General features: G+C 75.3%; 16 protein-coding genes. 9 read left to right on the top strand and 7 right to left on the bottom strand.

The genetic code is table 11. From position 1 onward, the window contains the following. Nucleotides 1-36 precede the first annotated feature (36 nt). Nucleotides 37-693, top strand: a complete 657-nt coding sequence (locus ACIQVI_RS19810; protein ID WP_351971616.1) for a TetR/AcrR family transcriptional regulator — start codon at nucleotides 37-39, stop codon at nucleotides 691-693. On the opposite strand, the gene ACIQVI_RS19805 is transcribed toward ACIQVI_RS19810, so the two are convergent. Continuing rightward, nucleotides 657-1,463, bottom strand: a complete 807-nt coding sequence (locus ACIQVI_RS19805; protein WP_351971615.1) for a class II aldolase/adducin family protein — start codon at nucleotides 1,461-1,463, stop codon at nucleotides 657-659. The two genes, ACIQVI_RS19810 and ACIQVI_RS19805, sit on opposite strands and share 37 nt — an antisense overlap. Nucleotides 1,464-1,678: 215 nt before the next feature. On the opposite strand from ACIQVI_RS19805, the gene ACIQVI_RS19800 reads away from it, so the two are divergent. Both ACIQVI_RS19800 and ACIQVI_RS19795 read left to right on the top strand, forming a co-directional pair. Beyond that, the gene (locus tag ACIQVI_RS19800) at nucleotides 1,679-2,332 is read left to right on the top strand and encodes a ThuA domain-containing protein (protein WP_403597414.1); all 654 of its coding nucleotides are present in this window, start codon (nucleotides 1,679-1,681) and stop codon (nucleotides 2,330-2,332) included. Nucleotides 2,333-2,453: 121 nt separating this feature from the next. Beyond that, the gene (locus ACIQVI_RS19795; RefSeq protein ID WP_351971613.1) at nucleotides 2,454-3,851 is read left to right on the top strand and encodes an NADP-dependent succinic semialdehyde dehydrogenase; all 1,398 of its coding nucleotides are present in this window, start codon (nucleotides 2,454-2,456) and stop codon (nucleotides 3,849-3,851) included. A gap of 33 nt (nucleotides 3,852-3,884) precedes the next feature. On the opposite strand, the gene ACIQVI_RS19790 is transcribed toward ACIQVI_RS19795, so the two are convergent. Continuing rightward, nucleotides 3,885-5,969, bottom strand: coding sequence for a SpoIIE family protein phosphatase (locus ACIQVI_RS19790; RefSeq protein ID WP_351971612.1), 2,085 nt, complete (start codon nucleotides 5,967-5,969; stop codon nucleotides 3,885-3,887). A 162-nt stretch (nucleotides 5,970-6,131) separates the two neighbouring features. On the opposite strand from ACIQVI_RS19790, the gene ACIQVI_RS19785 reads away from it, so the two are divergent. Beyond that, nucleotides 6,132-9,464, top strand: coding sequence for an ATP-binding protein (locus ACIQVI_RS19785; protein ID WP_403597409.1), 3,333 nt, complete (start codon nucleotides 6,132-6,134; stop codon nucleotides 9,462-9,464). Nucleotides 9,465-9,472: 8 nt separating this feature from the next. After that, complete coding sequence (locus ACIQVI_RS19780; RefSeq protein ID WP_053640636.1) at nucleotides 9,473-9,673, top strand: hypothetical protein; 201 nt, start codon at nucleotides 9,473-9,475, stop codon at nucleotides 9,671-9,673. 140 nt (nucleotides 9,674-9,813) lie between these two features. Here ACIQVI_RS19780 and ACIQVI_RS19775 read toward each other — a convergent pair whose 3' ends face one another. Then, complete coding sequence (locus tag ACIQVI_RS19775; protein ID WP_403597406.1) at nucleotides 9,814-11,136, bottom strand: nicotinate phosphoribosyltransferase; 1,323 nt, start codon at nucleotides 11,134-11,136, stop codon at nucleotides 9,814-9,816. Nucleotides 11,137-11,187: 51 nt separating this feature from the next. After that, nucleotides 11,188-11,763, bottom strand: coding sequence for a rhodanese-like domain-containing protein (locus ACIQVI_RS19770; protein WP_403597403.1), 576 nt, complete (start codon nucleotides 11,761-11,763; stop codon nucleotides 11,188-11,190). 403 nt (nucleotides 11,764-12,166) lie between these two features. On the opposite strand from ACIQVI_RS19770, the gene ACIQVI_RS19765 reads away from it, so the two are divergent. From ACIQVI_RS19765 to ACIQVI_RS19755, 3 genes are read left to right on the top strand one after another with little or no spacing between them, the layout of a single operon-like run. Beyond that, nucleotides 12,167-13,249, top strand: a complete 1,083-nt coding sequence (locus tag ACIQVI_RS19765) for an alcohol dehydrogenase catalytic domain-containing protein (RefSeq protein ID WP_403598703.1) — start codon at nucleotides 12,167-12,169, stop codon at nucleotides 13,247-13,249. Next, nucleotides 13,246-14,022 (top strand): HAD family hydrolase, encoded by a 777-nt coding sequence (locus ACIQVI_RS19760; protein WP_403597400.1) that lies wholly within the window; start codon nucleotides 13,246-13,248, stop codon nucleotides 14,020-14,022. The genes ACIQVI_RS19765 and ACIQVI_RS19760 overlap by 4 nt, the downstream gene beginning before the upstream one ends. Nucleotides 14,023-14,056: 34 nt before the next feature. Next, entirely contained in the window at nucleotides 14,057-16,447 is a 2,391-nt protein-coding gene (locus ACIQVI_RS19755) for a glycosyl hydrolase family 65 protein (RefSeq protein WP_351971607.1), read from the top strand. 26 nt (nucleotides 16,448-16,473) lie between these two features. Here the strand turns inward: ACIQVI_RS19755 and ACIQVI_RS19750 are convergent, their stop codons facing one another. Further along, nucleotides 16,474-17,475, bottom strand: coding sequence for an Acg family FMN-binding oxidoreductase (locus ACIQVI_RS19750; protein ID WP_403597396.1), 1,002 nt, complete (start codon nucleotides 17,473-17,475; stop codon nucleotides 16,474-16,476). Nucleotides 17,476-17,767: 292 nt separating this feature from the next. Between ACIQVI_RS19750 and ACIQVI_RS19745 the strand changes: the two genes are divergently transcribed. Then, entirely contained in the window at nucleotides 17,768-19,501 is a 1,734-nt protein-coding gene (locus tag ACIQVI_RS19745) for a GAF domain-containing protein (protein ID WP_403597393.1), read from the top strand. A gap of 117 nt (nucleotides 19,502-19,618) precedes the next feature. Here ACIQVI_RS19745 and ACIQVI_RS19740 read toward each other — a convergent pair whose 3' ends face one another. Both ACIQVI_RS19740 and ACIQVI_RS19735 read right to left on the bottom strand, forming a co-directional pair. Then, on the bottom strand, nucleotides 19,619-20,341 hold the full coding sequence (locus ACIQVI_RS19740; RefSeq protein WP_403598700.1) for a response regulator: 723 nt from the start codon (nucleotides 20,339-20,341) through the stop codon (nucleotides 19,619-19,621). A 20-nt stretch (nucleotides 20,342-20,361) separates the two neighbouring features. Next, nucleotides 20,362-22,773 (bottom strand): phosphoketolase, encoded by a 2,412-nt coding sequence (locus ACIQVI_RS19735; RefSeq protein ID WP_403597390.1) that lies wholly within the window; start codon nucleotides 22,771-22,773, stop codon nucleotides 20,362-20,364. Between the last annotated feature and the right edge of the window lie 100 nt (nucleotides 22,774-22,873).

Genomic DNA, 22,873 nt, shown 5'->3' with positions numbered 1-22,873 from the left:
CGCGGGAGCGGCCCGGACGAACTGGAGGAACCACCCGTGCCGAAAGGTGTCACCAAGCGGCGGCCCCGCACCCGTGCGGCGCTCCTGAGGGCCGCCCTGGAGACCTTCGCCGAGCACGGCTTCCACGCGACGACGATCGAGCAGATCTGCGAGCGCGCCGGCTACACGCGGGGCGCGTACTACTCGAACTTCGCGAGCAAGGAGGAACTCTTCCTCGCCCTCTTCGACGAGCACAGCGACCGGACGGTGCGGCGGCTCGCCGAGTCGATCGACGCGCTGACGGCCGAGGAGTACACCCTGGCCCGGCTCGCGGAGCTGGCCTCCCGCGTGGAGCCGGACGAGCGGGACTGGTACCTGGTGACCACCGAGTTCACCCTGCACGCCATCCGGGACCCGCAGGCCGCCTGGGTGCTCGCGCGCCACGACGAGCGGCTGCGGGCGGAGATCGCCCGCGGCCTCACCCTCGTCCTGCGCCGGGCCGGGCGCGAACTCACCGTGGACGCCGACCGGTTCGCGCGCCTGCTCATCGCCCTGCGCGAGGGCGGTCTCGCGCAGAGCTACGTGGAGCCGGACGAACTGCCGCCGGGCAGCCTGGAACGCCAGTTCCTCCCGGGGTTCCTGGAGGCCTCGACGCGCGAACTCCCCGGCCCGGCAGATCAGTCGAAGAGGTCCGGGTCGGACGCGGTGATCTGATCCCACAGCGGGCGCGCCTGGAACCAGCCGGCCAGGTGCCCGCCGACCTGCCCGCGCGTGAGCAGCGCGGTCTCCCGGTCGATGAGCTGCGGGGTGCCCGCGGCCATCGCGAGGAGCTGGGCCTGGCAGGAGCGCTCCATGGTGACGAACCACCACACGGCCTCGGCGACGGACTGCCCGACCGTGAGCAGCCCGTGGTTCTTCAGGATCACGGCCTTGTACGCGCCGAGGGCCTTGGCGACCCGCTCGCCCTCCTCGGTCTCGTTCACCACGCCCCGGTAGTCGTCGTAGATCCCGTGGTCCTCGAAGAACGCGCAGGCGTCCTGGGTGATCGGGTCGAGCGGGATCCCGAGGCTGGAGAAGGCCTTGCCGTGCAGGGAGTGCGAGTGCGCGGCGGCGATCGCGTCCGGCCGGGCGGCGTGGACCCGCGAGTGGATGACGAAGGCGGCCCGGTTCACGGGGCGGCGCCCTTCGAGGACGACTCCCTCGTGGTCGACCAGGATCAGGTCGGAGGCCTTGATCTGGGTGAAGCTCATCCCGAACGGGTTGACCCAGAAGGCGTTCGGGTCGCCGGGATCGCGGACGGTGATGTGTCCGGCGACCCCCTCGGAGAAGCCGAACCGGCCGAAGATCCGGAATCCGGCGGCCAGTTGCTCCTTGCGGTACCGCCGCTCCTCCTCGACGCTCTCGAAGGAGGGTGGCAGCGGCAGGACGACCCCTTCGGGCAGCGGCCCGACGGCGGCGGCGAGCGCGGGCGGCACGGTGCTCATGGCGGCTCCTCCATGGAACGGGTGGCGGGGGCGGGCGGGAACGGCGCGCCAAAAGATACAGAGATGCATCCGATACGACAACGGATCGATCCGTGCCTTGCGGGGCGCGGTGCCGGGTGACTACGGTCGGAGCGCACGGAGAAAGCGCTTTCTCCCCTTCTTTTCCTCCTCTCCTCCGCCTTTTCCTCCCCTCCTCCGCCTCTGGAGCCCGCCCCGTGTCCACCGCAGACGTCCTGATCTACACCCGCACCGCCGGGTACCGCCACGACTCGATCCCCGACGGCGCCGCCGCCCTCGTGGAGCTGGCGGAGGAAGCGGGCCGGACGGCCGAGGTCACCGAGGACCCGGGCGCCTTCACGCCCGAACGGCTCGCCCGGTGCGCCGTCGTCGTCCTGCTCTCCACGACCGGAAACATCCTGACGCCCGAAGGGCGGACCGCCTTCGAGGCCTACCTGCGGGGCGGCGGCGCCCTCCTCGCCGTCCACGCGGCCGCCAACGCCGAACCCGACTGGCCCTTCTACGGGGACCTGCTCGGCACCCGCTTCGACGGCCACCCCGAGGTCCAGCCCGGCACCGTCCTCGCGGCCCCCGGCGACCACCCGGCGACCGCCCCGCTCCCGGCCCGCTGGGCGTGGACGGACGAGTGGTACAACTTCACCTCCGCCCCCCGGGGGGTGCGGGTCCTGGCCCGGGCCGACGAGTCCTCGTACCGGGGCGGCACCCACGGCGACGACCACCCGCTCGTCTGGTGCCGGGAGGCGGACCGGGGACGCGTCCTCTTCACCGCCCTCGGCCACGCCCCGGAGGCGTACCGCGACCCGCTCTTCCGGGCCCACCTCGCCGGCGCCCTGACCTGGCTCACCGCCTGACCGCCCGGGACGCCCGCACGGTGCCGAGCGGGGTCACCCCGCCGTCCCGCCCCTGTTGCGCCGCGCCGCTCTTCACGGAAGGTTGGTGTCGGACGGGGGCCGACGCAGGAGGAGACAGGCCATGGGCATCGCCACCGTGAACCCCGCGACCGGCGAGACGCTGCGCACCTACGAGGCCCACGGGCCCGAGGAGGTCGAGCGCCGCGTCGCCGCCGCGCACGAGACGTTCCGCCGGTACCGCACCACCTCCTTCGCCGAACGCGCCCGCCTCCTGCGCGCCGCCGCGAGCCTCCTCGACGAGGACACCGAGGACATCGCGCGCACCATGACCGTCGAGATGGGCAAGCCGATCGCCGCCTCCCGCGCCGAGGCCGCCAAGTGCGCCAAGGCCATGCGCTGGTACGCCCGCCACGCCGAGGAACTGCTCGCCGACGAGCACCCGGCGGAGAGCGACGTCCAGGACTCCGGCGCCGACACCGCCCGCGTCCACTACCGGCCCCTCGGCCCCGTCCTCGCCGTCATGCCGTGGAACTTCCCGCTCTGGCAGGTGATCCGCTTCGCCGCGCCCGCCCTCATGGCGGGCAACACCGGCCTCCTCAAGCACGCCTCCAACGTGCCGCAGACCGCCCTCTACCTGGGCGACCTCTTCCGCCGGGCCGGATTCCCCGAGGGCTGCTTCCAGACCCTCCTCATCGGCTCCCGCGAGGTCGAGGGCGTCCTGCGCGACCCCCGCGTGGTGGCCGCCACCCTCACCGGCAGCGAACCGGCCGGCCGGGCCGTCGCCTCCGTCGCGGGCGACGAGATCAAGAAGACCGTCCTGGAGCTCGGCGGCAGCGACCCGTACATCGTGATGCCCTCCGCCGACGTCGTCGCGGCCGTGAAGACCGCCGTCACCGCCCGCGTCCAGAACAACGGCCAGTCCTGCATCGCCGCCAAGCGGTTCATCGTCCACCGGAACGTGTACGACGACTTCTCCGAGCGCTTCACCGCCGCCATGAACGCCCTCACCGTAGGCGACCCCCTCGACGAGTCCACCGACGTCGGCCCCCTCGCCACCGAGCAGGGCCGCGCCGACCTGGAGGAACTCGTCGACGACGCCGTGGAGAAGGGCGCCACCGCCCTCTGCGGCGGCCACCGCCCCGAGGGCGAGGAACTGCGGAACGGCTGGTACTACCGGCCCACCGTCCTCACCGGCGTCACCCCGGAGATGCGGATCCACCGCGAGGAGGCCTTCGGGCCGGTCGCCACCGTCTACGCGGTCGGCGACGCCGAGGAGGCCGTGGCCGTCGCCAACGACTCCCCGTTCGGCCTCAGTTCCAACGTCTGGACCCGCTCCCAGGAGGAGGTCGCCCTCTTCGTCCGCGACCTGGAGGCCGGCGGCGTCTTCGTCAACGGCATGACCGCCTCCCACCCGGCGCTCCCCTTCGGCGGGATCAAGCGCTCCGGGTACGGCCGCGAGCTCGCCGGCCACGGCATCCGCGAGTTCTGCAACGCCACCACGGTGTGGCAGCGCGCCTGACCCCGCCCGGACCCCCTCCTCCCGGCGGCGGGCTCACCCGCCGCCGGGAGCGGCGTCGGCCGGCACCTGCACCGGACCGATCTCGCACCACACCGCCTTGCCCTCGCCGCGCGGCTCGACCCCCCACCGGGAGGCCAGCGCGTCGAGCAGCAGCAGCCCGCGCCCCGACGTCGCCGCCTCGCCCGGAGTACGGCGCCGGGGCCAGGCGCTCGACCGGTCCTGCACCGAGAGGCGCACCCGCCGCACCGGCTCGGGCAGCACCTCCAGGGTCAGCACCGCGCCCCCCTCCGTGTGCAGCAGCACGTTGACGAGCAGCTCGCCCGTCAGCAGCTCCGCGTCGTCGGCGAGCTCCCGCATCCCCCAGTCGCGCAGCGCCTGCCCCACCGCCGCCCGCGCGTCCGAGAGGCCCTGCGGATCGGCCTGGTGGATGTACTGGTGGATGCGCGGCGCCTTCGGCGTGCCCGGGTCCGGGCTGCGCCGCAGCACCAGGAGCGCCACGTCGTCGCCCGAACCCCACCGCTCCCACAGCCGGTCGGAGAGGTGGTCGGCCAGCGCCTCGGCCTGCGGCGGACCGCTGGCGATCGCCCCGGCGAGCGCGGCGAGACCGGACGAGATGTCCGAGTCGGGCTGCTCGACGAGCCCGTCCGTGCAGAGCACCAGGGTCTCCCCGGGCACCAGGTCGAGCCGCGTCTCCGGGAACTCCTCGTCCCCGAACACGGTCGCCAGGCCCAGCGGGAGCCCGCCCCGCAGCTTGGGCTGCCCCACCCGCCCGTCGTTGTGCCGGATCAGCGGATCCAGGTGCCCGGCCCGCACCGCGCGCAGGGTGCCGCTCGCCAGGTCCACCTGCGCGTACGTACAGGTCGCGAAGCGGTTCGTGTCCAGCTCGGCCAGGAACCGGGAGGCCCGCGCCAGCACCGTCGAAGGGGCGTGCCCCTCGCCCGCGTAGGCCCGCAGCGCGATCCGCAGCTGGCCCATGATGGCCGCCGCGTGCGTGTCGTGGCCCTGGACGTCGCCGACGACGATCCCGACCCGGCTGCGCGGCAGCGGGATCACGTCGTACCAGTCGCCGCCGACCTGCCGCCCGCTCCACGCCGCGTGGTAGCGGACGGCGATCTGCCCGCCGGTGATCTCCGGGATCCGGCGCGGCAGCATCGCCGCCTGGAGCCCGGTCGCCAGCTCCCGCTCCTCGTCGAAGAGCATCGCCCGCTGGAGCGACTGGGCGACGATCGCCGCGAGCCCCAGCGCCAGGTTCCGCTCGTCGGGGTTGAACGAGGTGCGGCCCCGGTAGAACAGCGCCATCCCGCCCAGCGAGCGCGCCTGCGCCACCAGCGGCAGGTAGCAGGCGGCCCGGAAGTCGAGCCGGGGCAGATAGGGGGCCAGCTCCGGGAACTCCCGCCCGAGCGACGGGAAGGACGACGCGAACCGGGGCCGGCCGCTCAGCACCGCCTCCGCCAGCGGCAGCCGCCGGTCGAGACGCCGGTTGCGGAAGCCGTCGAGCACGTCGAGGGACTCCCCGCTCAGCGCGATGATGTTCAGCGAGCCGTTCTCCACGAGCCCGAGCGCGAGACCGTCCGCCCCCAGCCGCGCCAGGCCGCCGGGCCCGGTCAGGGCCGCCGTCACGTCGTCCACGGTCACCGCGCGCGACAGCGCGTTCGTCGTCCGCTCGACGATGTTCGTCTGGACCTCGCGCCGCTTCTCCAGGTCCCGCACGAAGGCGAAGTGCATCACCTCGGCGGTCGTGTCCCGCACCACGCCGACGATCCGCCGGGCCCGCCCGTCCGGCGAGCGCAGGATCCGCGCCTGCACGTGCGTCCAGTGGGGTGGTCCGTCGTCCTGCGGGATGGGGAAGTGCGCGGTGTACGAGGCCGCGCCGCTCTTGACGGCCTCGCGCACGACGCCCCGGAGCTTGACCCGCTCCTCGGGGTCGAGGCGCGCGACGAGCGTCTCCGGACACCCGTCGAAGGCGTCCGGGGACACACCGAAGACCAGCAGCCCGGACTCGTCGGCATCGATGCTGCCCGTGTCGAGATCCCAGTCGAAGCTGCCGGTCCGGTTCATGGCGAGCCACTCGGCGGGCCCGATCTCGCCACTGCGCGTACGCGGGTCGTCATCGGTCATCCCCCCCATTGTCGAACCCGCACCCCGGCGACGCCATGGCGGTGACACGGCGTGGCGCGAGTTCGCCGCGAAGGACCGGGGCGGACGGAGGGGGCGCACCGGCGCCGGGCGCGGCCCCGGATATCGGTGGGGCCCGGGGCACGGGCGGGGCAGAATGGGCCGGTGCAGCCGTCCTACCGTGTCCTCGGTCCGTGTCAGGCCCTCCGTACCGACGACGGGACGGAGGCCGTCCTGGGCGGCGGCCGGCTCCGCGCCCTGCTCGCCGCGCTCGCGGCGGCCGGCGGGCGCGCGGTCGACCCGGGCGCGCTGATCGAACGGGTCTGGGCGGACGCGGACCCGGCCGACGGCCAGGACCGCACGGCCGCGCTCCAGGCCCTCGTCGGCCGGCTGCGCCGGGCCCTGGGCCGGGAGGCCGTCGCCTCCGGACCCGGCGGCTACCGCCTCGCCGCCGACCGGGACGACGTCGATCTGTACCGCTTCGAACGGCTCGCCGCCGAGGGGTCCGCCGTCCTCGCGGCCGGGGATGCGGGGCGGGCTGCCGTCCTGCTGGACGAGGCCCTCGGGCTCTGGCGCGGCCCGGCCCTCGCCGACCTCCCGGACCGGGACGCGGACCCCCTGGTCGTACGGGTCGAGCAGCGGCACGCGCAGGCGCGCCGCGACCGGTTCGCCGCCGACCTGGCCCTGGGGCGGGCAGCCGGGATCCTCGCGCCGCTCGCCGCCCTCGCCGCGGAGCAGCCCCTCGACGAACCCCTCCAGGCCCTGCGGATCCGCGCCCTGCTGGCGGCCGGACGGCCCGCCGAGGCCCTGGCCGCGTACGAGGAGGTGCGCACCGCCCTCGCCGAACGCCTCGGCACGGACCCCGGGCCCGCACTGCGCGCCCTGCACGCCGACCTCCTCGCGGAGGAGCGACCCGCAGGCCGGGAGGGCCCGACGGGCGCCCTGCCCGCCCGCCTGACCTCCTTCATCGGCCGCGACGACGAACTGGGAGACCTCGCCGCCGCCTGGGGCGACCGGCGGCTCGTCACCCTCACCGGGCCCGGCGGCGTCGGCAAGACCCGCCTCGCCCTGGAGGCCGCCGAGACGTACGACGGCCCGGTCCACCTCGCCGAACTCGCCTCCGTACGGGACGGGTCCACGGTCGGCGCCGCCGTCCTCACCGCCCTCGGGGCCCGTGAGACGCAGCTCTGGCAGCGCCCGCCCGTCCCCGACGCCGCGCCGAAGGACCCCTTCGCCGACCTCGTGGAGCACTGCGGCACCCGCCGGATGCTGCTGGTCCTCGACAACTGCGAGCACGTCGTCGGCACGGCGGCGCAGCTCGCGCAGTCGCTGCTGACGCGCTGCCCCGGAGTGACCGTGCTCGCGACGAGTCGGGAGCCGTTGGGGGTGCCGGGGGAGGTGGTGCGGCCGTTGGGTCCGTTGCCGGTGGGGGTGGCGTTGCGGTTGTTGGGGGAGCGGGGTGCGGCGGCGCGGCCGGGGTTTTCGGTGGGGGAGGATCCGGTGGCGGCGGAGGAGGTGTGCCGTCGGTTGGACGGGTTGCCGTTGGCGATCGAGTTGGCGGCGGCGCGGTTGCGGATGTTGTCGGTGCGGCAGGTGGCGGAGCGGCTGGATGATCGTTTTCGGTTGTTGACGGCGGGGGCGCGGACGGTGTTGCCGCGTCAGCAGACGTTGCGGGCGGTGGTGGACTGGTCGTGGGAGCTGCTCGATGGGCCGGAGCGGGTGGTGTTGCGGCGGCTTGCGGTGTTCGCGGGTGGGTGTGATCTGGCGGCGGCGGAGGCGGTGTGTGCGGACGGGGCGGGTCCGGATGTGCTGGACGTCCTTGGGGCGTTGGTGGACAAGTCGTTGGTGGTGGCGGGTCCGGTGGACGGGGGGATGCGGTACCGGCTTCTCGAGACGGTGGCGGAGTATGCGCGGGAGCGGCTTGCGGAGGCGGGGGAGCGGGCGGAGGTGGAGCGCCGGCACCTGGTGTACTACCGGGAACTGGCCCGGCGTACGGATCCGGAGCTGCGCGGGTCCGGGCAGGTGGCCGCCATCGCCCGCTTCGAACGGGAGCACGACAACCTGCGCGGCGCCCTGAGGACCGCCCTGGCCCTCGGCGACGAGCAGGAGGTGCTCTGCCTCGTCCACTGCCTCAGCTGGTTCTGGCAGCTGCGCAACCACCAGGTCGACGCCCGCACCTGGGCCGCCGAGGCCGCGCGCCTCGGCCCCGACCCCTTCGAGGAGCCCGTCCGGCGCGCGCTGCCGTTCGACGGGCGGTGCACCGACGTGCCGCCGCCGTGGACCGGCGAACGCCTCTGGGAGGCCCGGCGCGGCGGCCGGCTGTACGCGCTCGCCACCGAGGGCGGCGCGGGCGCCACCGTCCTCGAACGCCCCGGGACCCGTGACCGGCTCGCCGCCCTCGTCTCCGCGTACCGTCCCGGCCTGCCGCAGACCTGCCGGCAGCCGGGCACCATGTGGTACTTCGCCCGCCTGATGACCGGAGAGCTCACCGGCCTCGACGAGACCCTCACGGAGATCGTCGGCGCCTGCCGCGACCAGGCACCCGGCTGGGACCTGGGCTTCGCCCTCCTCATGCGCGCCAAGCTCGCCGGCCGCGAAGCCGACGCCGAGGAGGCGCTCGCCCTCTTCGAGGCCGCCGGGGACGCCTGGGGGATCGCGGAGTCCCTCGCCGCCCGGGGAGAGGCCTACGAGCAGACCGGCAGGCTCGCCGAGGCCGCCGCCGACTTCGAGCGGGCCACCGAGGCCGCCGCCCGCGTCGGCGCGCGCTCCCAGGTGCCCGTCTTCACCGCGCGCCTGGCCGCCGTGCGGCTCAGACTCCGGCCGGAGGGCGACCCGGCGGCCGAACGGCTCCTGGTCGAGGCGGCGAACGAGGCGGGGGAGTGGGGCGCCGAGGCCGCCGGCGCCGGCCGGATGCTGCTCGTCCAGCACTACGGCCACACCGGACGCACCGGGCTCGCCCGCGACCAGCTCACCCGACTGGAGGGCGAGTTCGGCGAGGTCACCCCGTCGCTCTTCTGGGGCCTGGCCGGCGGGACGTGGGCCTGGCTCGACTGCCTGGACGGCGCCTACGGCGAGGCCCTCGAACGGCTGGCCCGCGCCGTCGTCGACGTGGAGACCCTCGCCCACCTGGTCGCCCCGCACCTCCTCGTCGCCCAGTTCGGGACCGCCGCGTGGGCCCGGGGCGGGCGGGGCCGGCCGGGTGACGCCGAGACCGGGGCCCGGCTCCTCGGCGCGTACGACGCCCACGCGGGTCCCGGTACGGGCGGCTTCCGTCCCTTCACCTCGGAGACGGAGACCCTGATCCGCACCCGCGCGGAGCGGGCCCTGCGCGCGGCCCTCGCCCCGGAGGCGTACGCCCGCCACCACGAGGAGGGCGCCGCCCTGTCCCCGAGGGCCGCCGCCGACCTCGTACGACGGCCCGGCGCCGGGGCCCCTCCGGCCCCGGATGCGTTCTCGCCGACCGGACACCACAATGGCGAGTGCCGGACGAACACGTAGGAGGCGGCATGAACGCTGAGCCCGACAAGACGTCCCCGGGGGACTTCCCGACGCCCGACCGGCTGCTGCACGCCGGATCGGAGGGGGAGTTCACGGCGGAGGACCTGGTCCTCGCCTCCGGCCGCGACGTGACCCCGAAGAACCTCGCCTGGGCGGAACGCCGGATGGCGGAGAAGGGGCGCGCTTCCATGGACGAGCTCCTGCCCTAGGTCCCGTCACCCCGGCCCCGGCCCGGACGCGTCCCGCTCCGGCCCGGGGCCGGGGTGCGTCCGAGGCGTCCAGCGCGTCCGGGGCATTTGGTGCGTCCGAGGCGTCCAGGGCGTCCAGGGCGTCCGGGGCGTCCCGCCCTTCAGCCGCCCGCCTCGATCCGGTGCCGGACCAGGCTCGTCAGGACCGACAGCCGGGTCGTGGCCGTGGGCACGGGCGGCACCGGGCGCTTGATCCGCCGGGCCTCCTCCGGCAGGGCGGCGAGGTCCTTCCCGAAGCGCTCCCGGGCGGCCGCCGGGGTGTCGGGCGGCTCCGTCCGCAGCCCTCCGCGCATCACGGTCCGCAGCAGCGGCTCGGTGCCCCCGGGCGGCTCCTCGTGCGCCAGGCCGACGACGTCGCGGAAACCGGGGCCGCGGAAGACCTGCTTCGGGCCCGGCGCCGTCGCCTTCGCCGGCGACAGCTTCATGACCGGCCGCCCGTCGTACTCGACCAGCTTGTACGCCGCGTCCAGATACGGCGCGTCGGCGGCCGTGCCGACCTTCGTCCCCACGGCGTACGCGTCGATCGGCGCCCCCTCCCGTACGAGCGCGTCGACGCCGTACTCGTCCAGCCCGCCGCTCGCGACGATCCGCACGTCCGCCAGGCCCGCGCCGTCGAGCACGGCACGGGCCCGGCGGGCCAGCGCGCCCAGGTCGCCGCTGTCGAGCCGGATCCCGCACCCGGGGCCGAGCCGCAGGTCCGCGAGCACGCGCGCGGCCGTCGCGACGCCGCGCTCGGTGTCGTACGTGTCGACGAGGAGGGTCACCGGACCGGGGTGGGTGCGGGCGAACGCCCGGAACGCCCGCTCCTCGGAGCCGAAGGCCTCCACGTACGAGTGGGCCATCGTGCCCGCGGCCGCGATGCCGTACCGGCGGGCGGCGGCGACGTTGCTGGTGCCGGCGAAGCCCACCAGGGCACACAGCCGGGCCGCCTGGACACCCGCCTCGGGCCCGTGGGCCCGGCGCGCCGAGAAGTCCACCAGGGGACGCCCGGCGGCGGCCAGCACGCACCGCGCCGCCTTGGAGGCGACCGCCGTCTGGTGACAGAGGAGGGACAGCAGGTACGTCTCCACCAGCTGGGCCTGCGGCAGCGGCGCGGTGACCTCCAGGAGGGGCTCGCCCGCGAGGACGATCCGCCCCTCCGGCACGGCGCGCACCTCCCCGTCGAAGGACAGGCCGTGGAGCGGTTCGAGGTCCTCGACGGGCCGCCGCAGCGTCTCGGCGAAGTCCCGGACGTCGGAGCGGCCCACGCGGAACCGGGAGAGGTGGTCGAGGGCCGGTTCGAGTCCGGCGGCCACGAGGAAGCCGCGTCCCGGCGGCAGATCGCGCACGAAGAGGCTGAAGGTGGCCCGTGCCCGCATGTCCTCCCGCAGGTAGGAGAGGGCCGTCGTGACCTCGTACAGATCCGTGGTCGTCACCTGGGACATGCTTCGATCATGCGCGGCCGGCCGGCGCCGCGCACGGGGAGCCCCGTGGCGTCAGCGGGCGCGCAGGGCGGCGAGGGCCGCTTCGAGGTCGGCGGGGCGGGGACGGTTGTGGGGCAGCCTGCCGAGCACGACGGCCATGCCGCACGTGTTGGTCACGGCCGAGAAGACGAGACCGGCGGCTATGCCTGCGGAGAGCAGCTGGAAGGCCGGGTGGACGAGCAGGCCGAGGAGCAGCCCGAGGAGGACGACGGAGCCTGCGGTGAGGCGGACCTGCCGCTCCATGGCCCAGGAGGCGCGCGGGCCGCCCTCGGGGCGGTGCAGGTCGTGGCCGCCGTCGGCCCAGGCGCCGGTGCCGCCGGCGAGCGTGGCGGTGGAGATGCCGTGCTCGGCGAGGGTCCGGCAGGCGCTCTCCGAGCGGGCGCCGGAGGCGCAGACCACCAGGACCTCCCCGCGGTCGGCGGCCCCGCGGATCTCGGGCAGGGCGTCCCCGATCCGGTCCAGGGGGATGCTGAGCGCGCCGGGCAGGTGGCCGCTCGCGAACTCGCCCGGGGTGCGCACGTCGATCACGGTCAGCTCGTGCAGGCGGGTGCGTGCCTCGTCGGTGCCGAGGGCGGTGGGCGTGGTCATGGCGCAGGTGGTCCTTGTCTGTCGTCGGGGCCCGCCGTCTGTCGTCGGGGCCCGCCGTCTGTCGTCGGGGCCCGCCGTCTGTCGTCGGGGCCCGCCGTCCGTCGTCGGGCCCGCGCGGGGCGGGGTCATTTTACCCCGGGGGGTATTGCGGGAGTGTTGCCGGAGTGTGTGGCGGTGGCGGGGCCGGTGCCGGTCGGGCCCCGTTCCGGTTGCGGCCGCGCGGCTTCGCGGAACCCTGGAAGAGGACCTCGGTCGAGGAGCAGCCCCGCTTCCGGCGCCGGGCGGGACGAGGGGTCCGAGCGGTCCTCTTCCGGGACCGACCGGCCCATGCGCCGGCATCCCGCGAGGGCCGAACCTGAGGGAGAAGGACACCCGAACGCCGTACGGGAAGTGGGTGGGCAGCATGAAGGCCGCCGTCTTTCAGGGGCCGGGCCGCATCGCCTGGCAGGACGTCCCCGACCCGGGCGTCGAGGACCCCGCGGACGCGATCGTGCGGGTCGACGTCGTCACCCTCTGCGGCACGGACCTGCACATCCTCAAGGGCGACGTGCCGGAGGTGACACCGGGCCGGGTGCTCGGCCACGAAGCGGTCGGCACGGTGGTCGAGACCGGCCGGGACGTCCGTACCGTACGGCCCGGGGACCGGGTCCTGATCTCCTGCGTCACCGCCTGCGGCCGCTGCCGCTTCTGCCGCGAGGGCCGCTACGGCCAGTGCCGGGGCGGAGGCGGCTGGATCCTCGGGCACACCGTCGACGGCACGCAGGCGGAGTACGTCAGGGTGCCGTTCGCCGACCTGTCCGTACACCCGCTCCCGAGCGCGGTCGACGGCTTCGGCGCCGTCCTGCTCGCCGACATCTTCCCCACCGCCTACGAGGTGGGCGTCCTCAACGGCCTCGTCCGGCCGGCCGACACGGTCGTCGTGGTCGGCGCCGGACCCGTCGGCCTCGCCGCGATCGTCACCGCACGCCTCTACAGCCCCGGCCGGATCGTCGCCGTCGACCCCGACGCGACCCGTCTGGAAGCCGCGCGCAAGCTCGGCGCCGACGCCACCGTGGCCGCCGGCGAAGGACCGGAACAGCTCGTCGCCGACCTGACGGACGGCCTGGGCGCCGACGTCGTCATGGAGGCCGTGGGACTCCCAGAGACCTTCGAGACGTGCACCCGGATGGTCCGGCCCGGCGGCCGCGTCGCCAACATCGGCGTCCACGGCAGGCCCGCGACCCTCCACCTCGAAGACCTGTGGATCAAGGACGTCACGATCACCACCGGCCTCGTCGACACCACGTCCACCCCCATGCTGCTGCACATGCTGGCGGCCGGCCGGCTCCCGGCGAAGGACCTGGTCACCCACCGCTTCGAACTCGGACGGATGGAGGAGGCGTACGAGGTGTTCGGCCGCGCGGCCGACACCGGGGCCCTCAAGGTCGCGCTCGGCGGCCCGCAGCACACGGCCGTCCAGGTCCCCGGCCCTCCGGCCGCCGCGTGAACGGGCGCCACGAGGACCCTCCGCCGCCCCGGGCCGTCGTCCTCGACACCGACGGCGTCCTCCTCGACTCCGCCACCGCGCACGCGGCGGCGTGGAAGACCGCGTTCGACGCCTGCCTCGCCGGACGGGCGGCCGACGGCGCCGTCGACCCGGCGCCGTTCGACGCGGACGCCGAGTACCGCCGCCACGTCGACGGCCGGTCCCGCTACGACGGGGCGGAGGCGTTCCTGACCTCCCGCGGCATCCGCCTCCCGCCCGGAAGCCCCGGCGACCCGCCCGGCCGCGACACCGTGTGGGCGGTCGCGGCCCGCAAGGAGGCGGCCTTCCTGGACGCCCTGGCCGCCGGGGCCGTCACCGCCTTCCCGGACGCGGCGGAGGCCCTCACGGCCCTGCGCGCCCTCCGCGTCCCGTGCGTCGCCGTCTCCGCGTCCCGCCACGCCCGGACGCTCCTCGCGGACACCGGCCTCGACCGGCTCCTCGCGGACGTCGTGGACGGCGGGGACGCCGCCCGGCTCGCCCTCCCCGGAAAACCGGACCCGGCGCTCTTCCTCCACGCGGCCGCCCTCCTGGACACCCGCCCCGGCGACACCGCCGTGGTCGAGGACGCGCTCGCCGGAGTACGGGCGGCCCGCCGGGGCGGCTTCGGCCTCGTCGTCGGCCTCGACCGCGCCCCGGACGGACGCGGCACGGCCCCCCTGCGCGAGGAGGGCGCCGACCTGGTCGTCCCCGACCTCACCACGCTGGTCCGGGAGACGTGGGACGGACGGCGATGACCCCACCGGCACGGAGCACACGGGACGGGCGGCGATGACCGAGGACTGGACGTGGACCTACGACCGGTACGACCCGGCGCGCGAGCGGCTCGTCGAGTCGCTCTGCACGCTCGGCAACGGGCGGTTCGCCACCCGGGGCTCCGCGCCCGAGTGCCCCGCGGGGCCCGTCCACTACCCGGGCACCTACCTGGCCGGCTGCTACGACCGGCGCACCTCGGCCGTCGCCGGCCGGCGGGTCGAGAACGAGGACATGGTCAACCTCCCCGACTGGACCCGCCTGCGCTACCGCTGCCTCCCGGACGGCGGACCGCCCGGCCCCTGGCTGACCCCCGACTCCCCGGAGCTGCGCCACTACGGCGTACGGCTCGACCTGCGGGCGGGCACGCTCGTCCGCAACCTGTTCTTCCGCGACGCGGACGGACGTGCGTTGCGCGTCGGCCACACCCGGATCGTGCACATGGGCGACCCGCGCCTCGCGGCCCAGCGCAGCACGTTCCGTGCCTACGGATGGACCGGCGCCGTCGAGGTGGAGTCCGTCCTCGACGGCGCGGTCGTCAACGCCGGGGTGGAGCGGTACCGGAGCCTGGAGGGGAGCCACCTCACGGACCACCGCAGCGGATTCGGGCCCGGCGGGACCGCCTGGCTCTCCTGCCGCACCACCGACCCGGTCCTCCACCTCGCCCTGGCCGTCCGCACGGACACCCGCCCCGGGGCGTCCGCCGGGGGGACGGCCACGCCGACCGGCACCGTCCGGACGTACCGCCTGCCGGTCGGCCCCCGCCGCCCGGCGACGCTCGTGAAGACCCTGGCCCTGCGCACCTCGGCGGACCGGCCCGACGGCGACCCGCGCACGGAGGCCTGCGACGACGTCGCCCGGGCGCCCGCCTTCCCCCGGCTCCTGGCCACCCACGAGGCGTCCTGGCGGCGCCTCTGGGAGGAGGGCGAGCTGTCCGTCCCCGGGGAGGTGGGCCGCATCCTGCGCCTCCACCTGTTCCACCTGCTCCAGACGCTCTCCCCGCACACGGCTGAGCTCGACGTCGGCGTCCCCGCCCGGGGACTGCACGGCGAGGCCTACCGGGGACACGTCTTCTGGGACGAGCTGTTCGTCCTGCCCCATCTCAACCTCCACTTCCCCGAAGTGGCCCGGGCCCTGCTCCTGTACCGCCACCGACGGCTCCCGGCCGCCCGCGAGGAGGCCCGCAGGGCCGGTGCCGCGGGCGCCGTGTACCCGTGGCAGAGCGCGAGCTCGGGCCGGGAGGAGACCCAGCAACTGCACCTCAACCCCCGCTCCGGGCGCTGGCTCCCCGACCACTCGCACCTCCAGCGCCACGTGGGCTCGGCCGTCGCGTACAACGTGTGGCAGTACGCGCAGGCCACCGGCGACCGGGGGTTCCTGCACGCCGAGGGGGCCGAGATCCTGCTGGAGGTCGCCCGCCACTGGGCCGGCGCCGCCGCCTTCGACCCCGGCCCGGGGCGCTACCGGATCCGCGGGGTCATGGGCCCCGACGAGTACCACGACGCCTACCCCGACGCCACGGCCCCGGGCATCGACGACAACGCCTACACCAACGCGACCGCCGCCTGGGTCCTGGCCCGGGGCCTCGACCTCCTGGCCGAACTCCCCGGCGCCCGGCGGGCGGAGCTGACGGAGGAGCTGTCGCTCGACGACGAGGAGCTGTCCCGCTGGGACGACGTCTCCCGGCGCCTCCACATCCCGTTCCACCGGGGCGTGATCAGCCAGTTCGAGGGCTACGGCGACCTGGCCGAACTCGACTGGGAGGGATACCGGGAGCGGTACGGCGACATTCGCAGGCTCGACCGGATCCTGGAGGCGGAGGGCGACACGGTCAACCGCTACCAGGCCTCCAAACAGGCCGACACGCTCATGCTCGGTTACCTCTTCCGGCCCGCCGAGCTGTACGGACTCTTCGCCCGGCTCGGCCACCGGCTCGACGACGACGTCTGGCGTGCCACCGTCGCGTACCACCTGCGGCGCACCAGCCACGGCTCGACGCTCAGCAGCCTCGTCCACGGCTGGGTGATCGCCCGGCAGAAGGGCGCCGACGCCTGGCGGTACTGCGAGGAGGCCCTGCTCGGCGACGTCGCCGACGTGCAGGGCGGGACGACGGGGGAGGGCATCCACCTCGGGGCGATGGCGGGCACGGTCGACCTCGTGGAGCGCGGGATCACCGGCCTGGAGGCAGGCCCGGAGGGGCTCCGCGTGGAACCGGTGGCCCTGGCGCAGATCCCCCGGTTCGCCTTCACGATCTGCTTCCACGGCCACCGGGGCGTACGCGTGCGCGTACTCCCCGGACGGCTGTCCGTCCGCGTGCCCGCCTCGTCCGGGAGCCCGCTCACCGTCGTCCTCCCGGGCGACCGCCGGCACGACGTCGGGGCGGGGGAGGAGCGCTGGTTCCGGCTGTGAACTCCGGGCCCGGAGCGGGCCGGGGCTCAGGCGAACGCGAGCACCTCGGAGACCGGCCGGCGGGGAGTCGCCCGCCCCCGGGGCCCGTACCCGACACGGATCACCATCTGGACGAAGCCCGTCGTGGAGAGGGGGTCCCGGGCGAGCGGACGGAGTTCGGGCCACTCCAGCGGCTGGGACGTCAGGGAGGTGGCGAGCCCGTCGAGCGTGGCCCGCAGCAGGACCCGCTGGAGGGCCTGCCCCGCCGCCAGCCACTCCCGAGGGGTGTCCTTCGCCGTGCCGAGCAGGGCGATCTGCGGATCCCTCTCGAAGCGCGCCGCACCGCGCTCCGCGACCCGGCGCGGAGGGTCGAAGTCCCGCACCGGGGAGGTGACGTCGTACTGCCTCGGCCCGAGGGCGTACGAGGGGATCCCCTCCGTCCGGGCGTCCTCCCCGGCCGCGCCGGTGCGGGTCCAGGAGGCGATCTCCGCCCGGACCCGGGCGTCCGCGGCCTCGAACATCTCGGAGGCGTGCACCAGGCCCATGACGGCCTCGGTGTGCCAGTCCCCGGGGACGACCAGCCGGCACCCCTCCAGGAGGGCGGCGGCCCGGAGCCCGTCGAGGATCTCGGCGGGGACCCGCTCCTCCGTGAACGGGAAGCGGCTGGTGTGCCGCTCGGCGAGCGCGGGCCGGAGCGCCGACAGCTCCCCGCCCTCCTCTCCGTCCGCCTCGGCGGCCTCCTCCAGGCGCACGTCGGCGAGGTGCCAGGGGTCCCCGGGGTCGGGCAGCGGCCGCACCACGGCGCGCAGACCGTGGTGCGCGGCGGCGACCCGCAGCCCGAACAGGGCCGCTCCGCAGCCGAGGTGGAGGGCGCGGCGGTCGGGGTCCGCGCGCGGCATCTCGCGCGACGGGTCGCCGTACAGCTCGACGGTGTCGGTGGCCGCCCGGTGGACGAACCTCCACGGCTGCGCGTTGTGCATCGACGGCGCGGTGACGGCGTCCTCGACCAGCGACGCCACGAGTGTGCGGGTGAGAGCGGTGGTGATCACGGTTCGTCCTGACTGTGCGTGCGGTGGGGGCGGACGGATGGACGAGTGGGGCCCGGGGCCCGTGGGGACGGCCCCGTACCTCCCACCGTCCGTCGCCCGCCGGGAGACCGGGAGGGCCGAACGGCCCCCTCTTCGGACCCACCGGCCCCACCCGCGCGGGCGGGACCTTCGGCCCCCTCGCCCCGGCGGCCCCCGGCGGACGCGTCCGGCAGGAGCGGACCGGACCCGGGGGCTACGGTGGGACCGGGCGCGGCTGGCGTCGCACGGGCGCCCGACGCGACCGGAGGTTTCGATGGGCCGGGAGAACACGGGGTCGGCGGACGCGCGGCTGCCGCGGCTGCGCCTCGACGAACTGCTCGACGAGCTCCAGACGCGCGTCGACGAGGTCCGGGGGACCCGGGACCGGCTCCACGGACTCCTCGAAGCCGTCATGTCCGTCGGCCGGGAGCTCGACCTGCCCCAGGTGCTGCGCGGCATCGTGGAGTCCGCCGTGACCCTGGTGGACGCCGAGTACGGGGCGCTCGGCGTCATCGGCGACGACCGGAAGCTCTCCGCCTTCCTCCCCGTCGGCATCGGCGACGAACTCCGCGAACGGATCGGCGCGCTGCCCTCCGGGCACGGCATCCTCGGCGAGCTGATCCGCCACCCCGAACCGCTGCGCCTGTCCGAACTGGCCGACCACCCCGCCTCGTACGGCTTCCCGCCCCACCACCCGCCGATGCACTCCTTCCTCGGCGTCCCGATCCGGGTCCGCGACGAGGTGTTCGGCAACCTCTACCTGACCGAGAAGCGGGGCCGGGCGGACTTCGACGCGGAGGACGAGGCCGTCGTGACGACCCTGGCCGTCGCGGCCGGCATCGCCATCGAGAACGCCCGCCTCTACGAGGAGGGCCGCCTGCGCCAGCGCTGGCTGGCCGCCAGCTCCGACTTCACCAGCGCCCTCCTGTCCGGCGCGGCGGAGACCGAGGTCCTCGACGGAATGCTGGAGCGGGCCGTGGACATCGCGGGCGCCGACACGGGCGTCTTCCACCCGGTCGGGCCGGGCGGCGAACCGCTGGGGGCGCTGGCCCGGGGCGAGCGCGCCGACGCGCACCGGGGCGCGGTGCTGCCCGGCGGCGGGGGCACCCTGGCGGCGGTCGCCCTCGCCGAGGACGGTCTCGTGACCGTCGCGGACGTCGGGACCGACGAGCGGATCACGGTCCGGCCCGAGCGGTGGGAGGGCTTCGGGCCCGCCGTGGCCGTCAGGGTCGGCACGAAGGAGCGGCCGAGCGGCGTGCTGGTGCTCGCCCGGCGCGCCGGGCGGCCGCCCTTCACGGGCGCCGAGATCACCGCGCTGCCGGTCTTCACCGGGCAGGCGGCCCTCGCCCTCGAACTGGCCGACCGGCGGCGCGACGCCGAGCAGGTGAGCCTCCTGGAGGACCGCGACCGCATCGCCCGGGACCTGCACGACCTCGCGATCCAGCGCCTGTTCGCCACCGGCATGACGCTGCAGAGCGCCCGGCGGTTCGTGGAGCACCCGGAGGCGGCGTCCCGGCTGACCCGGGCCATCGACGATCTGGACGCCACCATCAAGATCATCCGCTCGACCGTCTTCGGCCTCCGGGAGCACGAGGCCCCCGGGACGGCCCCGAAGCTCAGGAGCCGCGTCGTCGAGACGGTCGACTCGGCCGCCTCCGCGCTCGGCTTCGCCCCCGCGCTGCGGATGGAGGGCCTGCTCGACACGGACGTGCCGGCCGGGGCGGCCGACGAGGTGGTCGCGGTGATCGGCGAGGCCCTCACCAACGTGGCCCGGCACGCGAAGGCCCGCCGGGCGGAGGTGGCGGTCGTCGTCGGGGACGGCGTCCTCGCGGTCACGGTGGCCGACGACGGCGTGGGCGTCCGGGAGGGCGGGCGCCGGGGCGGCCTGCGGAACCTGACCGAGCGGGCCGAACGCCTGGGCGGCACCCTGTCCGTCCTCGCCCGTCCGGACCCGCCGGGCGGCACGGTCCTCACATGGCGCGTACCCCTGGAGACCGCCCGGGGGTGAGCCGTGGTGGGCCTTCCGGGAGACGGCCGCCCGGAGACGAGCCGTCCGGGGCCGGCCGCCCGGAATAGAGTCACCCGGAGACGAACCGTCCGGAAGCGAGCCGTCCGGAGACGAAGGTCACCCGTCCCCGGCCCCGTGTCCGTGTTCGCGCCCATGTTCGCGCCCGCGCCCGTGTTCGTGGGCCTGCGCGGCGATCACCGCCGCCTGGACGCGGCGCTCCACGCCCAGCTTTCCCAGGAGCCGCGAGATGTGGTTCTTGACCGTCTTCTCCGACAGGAAGAGCCGCTCGGCGATCCCCCGGTTGGTGAGCCCCTCCCCGACGAGCTCCAGGACGGCCCGCTCCCGCTCGGAGAGCGCCGCGAGCCGCTCGTCCTCCGGCGGCCCCGCCGTCTCCGGTTCCCGCAGCGAGCGCATCAGCCGGGCCGTGGTGGCCGGATCGAGCATCGACTGCCCGGTGGCCACCGTCCGTACCGCCGACACCAGGTCAGAGCCCTTGATCCGCTTGAGCACGTACCCCGCCGCCCCCGCCATGACGGCGTCGATCAGGGCGTCCTCGTCGTCGAACGAGGTCAGCATCAGACACGCCAGGCCGGGCATCGCCGAGCGCAGCTCCCGGCACACCGCGATCCCGTCGCCGTCGGGCAGCCGCACGTCGAGGACGGCCACGTCCGGCCGCAGGGCGGGGCCCCGGGCCAGCGCCTGGTCCGCGGTCGCCGCCTCCCCGACCACCTCCATGTCGGGCTCGTCGTCGATCAGGTCGCGCAGCCCCCGCCGTACCACCTCGTGGTCGTCCACGAGGAAGACCCGCGTCGGCGCGCCGGCCGCCGGCGGATCGGACACGGCGCCCCCGGGACCGTCCGTCACGGGGTGTCCTCGCGCCGGGCGCCGGACCCGGTCCAGGTCCAGTCGGCGACCTCGGGCATGTCGGTGCCGTGCTCCCGGATCCAGGAGTGGTGGCGGGTACGGGCGTCCGCCATGGCCTGCCGCACCCCCACGGCCCGTACGCCCAGACCGGGCACGCGGTCGATCACGTCCATCACCAGGCGGTAGCGGTCCAGGTCGTTGCGCACCACCATGTCGAACGGGGTCGTGGTGGTGCCCATCTCCTTGTAGCCCCGCACGTGCAGGTGCGCGTGCCCGGCCCGGCGGTAGGCCAGCCGGTGCACCAGCCAGGGGTAGCCGTGATAGCCGAAGATCACCGGCCGGTCCGTGGTGAACAGCGCGTCGTACTCCCCGTCGGTCATGCCGTGCGGGTGCTCCTCGTGGGGCATGAGCCGCGTCATGTCGACCACGTTCACCACCCGGACCGCCAGGTCGGGCAGGTGGAGCCGCAGCAGGCTCGCCGCCGCCAGCACCTCCTGGGTGGGCACGTCGCCCGCGCAGGCGAGGACCACGTCCGGCTCGCGGGTGCCGTCCTCGGTGCCCGCCCACTCCCACACCCCGGCGCCCCGGGCGCAGTGGGCGCGGGCCTCGTCCAGGGAGAGCCAGTCGAAGCAGGGCTGCTTTCCGGCGACGATCACGTTGACGTAGTCGCGGCTGCGCAGCGCGTGGTCGGCGACGGACAGCAGGGTGTTGGCGTCCGGCGGCAGGTAGACGCGGACGACCTCGGGACTCTTGTTGAGCACGTGGTCCACGAAGCCCGGGTCCTGGTGCGAGAAGCCGTTGTGGTCCTGCCGCCACACGTGCGAGGTCAGCAGGTAGTTCAGCGAGGCGATCGGCGCCCGCCAGGGCAGGGTGCGCGAGGTCCGCAGCCACTTGATGTGCTGGTTGACCATGGAGTCGACGATGTGGACGAACGCCTCGTAGCAGGAGAACAGCCCGTGGCGGCCGGTGAGCAGGTACCCCTCCAGCCAGCCCTGGCAGATGTGCTCGGAGAGGATCTCCATCACGCGCCCGTGCCGGTCGAGGTGCTCGTCGGTCTTCAGGAGCGGTTCCTGCCAGGCCTTGCCGCTGGCCCCGTACACCGCCTGGAGGCGGTTCGACGCGGTCTCGTCGGGGCCGACGAGCCGGAAGTCGCGCCGGTCGGCGGTGGCGGCCATGACGGCCTCCAGGAGGTCCCCGAGGACCCCGGTCGGCTCGTGCCGGGTGGCGCCCGGCTCCTCCACCGCCACGGCGAAGCGCTCCAGGGGCGGTACGGGCAGGTCCCGCCGCAGCAGGCCGCCGTTGGCGTGCGGGGTGGCGCCGAGCCGGCGCTCGCCGTCCGGCACGCAGGCCAGCACCCGCGCGGACGGCGCGCCGTCGTCGCCGAACAGCTCCTCGGGGCGGTACGAGCGCAGCCACGCCTCCAGTTGCGCGCGGTGCTCCGCGTTCTCCCGTACGCCCGGCAGGGGCACCTGGTGGGAGCGCCAGGTGCCCTCGACGGGCAGTCCGTCGACCTCCGCCGGGCCGGTCCAGCCCTTCGGGGTGCGCAGCACGATCACCGGCCACCTCGGCCGCTCGGACGAGCCGCCGTCGCGGGCCTCGCGCTGGATGTCCCGGATGCGGTCGAGCGCCGTGTCCATCGCCGCCGCCATCGCGCGGTGCACCCGGCGCGGGTCGTCGCCGGTCACGTGCAGGGGCTCGTGGCCGTAGCCGCGCAGCAGCTCGTCGAGCTCCGCCTCGGGGAGCCGGGCGAGCACGGTGGGGTTCGCGATCTTGTAGCCGTTGAGGTGGAGGACCGGCAGGACGGCTCCGTCGTGGACCGGGTCGAGGAACTTGTTCGCGTGCCAGGACGCGGCGAGCGGTCCCGTCTCCGCCTCGCCGTCGCCGATGACGCACGCCACCAGGAGGCCGGGGTTGTCGAGGGCGGCGCCGTACGCGTGCGCCAGGGAGTAGCCCAGCTCGCCGCCCTCGTGGATCGAGCCCGGGGTCTCGGGCGCCACGTGGCTCGGCACCCCGCCGGGGAAGGAGAACTGCCGGAACAGCCGGGCCATGCCCTCCTCGTCCCGGCTCACGTCCGGGTAGACCTCGCTGTAGCTGCCCTCCAGCCAGGAGTTCGCGAGCACGGCCGGGCCGCCGTGCCCCGGCCCCCAGACGCACAGGGCGTCCAGGCCGCGGTTCCGGATCACCCGGTTGAGGTGGGTGTGCACGAGGTTGAGGCCGGGGGAGGTGCCCCAGTGCCCGAGCAGCCGGGGCTTGATGTGCTCCGGCTCCAGGGGTTCGCGCAGCAGCGGGTTGTCCATCAGGTAGATCTGTCCGACGGCGAGGTAGTTGGCCGCCCGCCAGTGGGCGTCGAGCGCGTCGATCTCCTCGTCGGTCGGGGACGCGCCGTCCGAGCGCCTGTTCTTGCGCATGTCTCCTCCGTCGTGTGAACGGGCGCGATCGCCCGGCCGACCCGCCCTGGTGTACTCCGGGGGGCGTCTGCCCCGCGCGCCGCGCCGGACACGCCCCCGC

Origin of the sequence: Streptomyces sp. NPDC098101, assembly GCF_044760185.1 — a bacterium.
In the GTDB taxonomy this organism is placed as follows: Bacteria; Actinomycetota; Actinomycetes; order Streptomycetales; family Streptomycetaceae; genus Streptomyces.
The sequence above is the reverse complement of the archived record's forward strand: the minus strand, read 5'-3'. Positions and strand labels throughout refer to the sequence as shown.